This window comes from Mesorhizobium sp. A623 (assembly GCF_054489405.1).
In genome coordinates, this window is sequence record NZ_JBTMXB010000121.1 from 1 (window position 1) to 1109 (window position 1109).

General features: G+C 66.7%; 1 protein-coding gene. It reads left to right on the forward strand.

The genetic code is table 11. The features are described 5' to 3' along the window. A partial coding sequence (locus ACX3P1_RS28155) for an agmatinase family protein (protein ID WP_459083099.1) occupies positions 1-1047 on the forward strand: 1047 nt, incomplete at its 5' end. Positions 1048-1109 lie beyond the last annotated feature (62 nt).

Consider the following 1109-nt stretch of genomic DNA (forward strand, 5'->3'; position numbering starts at 1 on the left):
GGCACCATCGACACGACAGCACGGAGGACCGAACCTATGAGCGAAGCCCTGAGCCCGGCCGGCGTTCCCCGCATGTACGGCGACGTGCCGCCCTTCATGGCGTTCCCTCACGTGAGCGATCTGGCCGGTCTTGTCGCCGACGCGGTGGTGGTGGGCATGCCCTATGACGGCATCGCCACCTTTCGCGGCGGCGCGACACGCCGCGCCCCACAGGAAATCCGCAAATACTCGCTCCTCTACGGCAGCTACAGCTTCGACTGGGACCTCGACATGGCGGCGCACATCACCGTCGCCGACGCGGGCGACATCGATGTCGTGCCGGGCGACAACGTCGCCAGCTACGCCCGCCTCGAAGCGCGGCTTGGCGCGGTGCTGGCCAACGGGGCGGTGCCGCTGACCATCGGCGGCGATCACGGCATCAGCTATCCGGCGGTGCGCGCAGTCGCCGATGACGGCGACACCCCGGTCGGGCTTATCGTCTTCGACACCCATCTCGATCTCAGCGAATCTTTCGGCGGCGACCGCCTCACCCGCGCCTCACCCCTGCTGCGCATTGCGGAACTCGACAAGGTCGACCCGCGGCGCATCGTGGTCATCGGCGCGCGCGGCCCACGCAACCTGCCCGAATGGACGCCGCTCTACCGCAAGCTCGGCATTACCGTGTTTTCCATGGAGGAAGTCGAGCGCCTCGGCATCGAAACCGTTGCCAAACGCGCCCGCGCCATCGCCAGCGCCGATGGGGCCCGGCTCTATATCAGCCTTGATATCGACGGCGTCGACCCCGCCTTCGCCCCGGCAACCAACAGCCCGGAACCAGGCGGCCTTACCTCGCGCGAGATCATTCGTGGTGTGAGAATCGTGGCTCGGGATGGCTTTGCCGGGTTCGACCTGGTGGAGGTGTCGCCCGACTTCGATGCTTCCAGCGGCACCACCAGCATCCTGGCTGGCCGGTTGCTGGCAGAGGCCCTGTTCTGTCTTGCGGCCAAGCGCGCTGGCCGACAGGATGCCTGGCGCGACGCCCACAGGACGGAAGCGCAACAGAAATAGCATCACCCTTCGGAATGCCTCGCGGTCGAGCGACCCGATGCACTAACAGGACACAAGCTCAT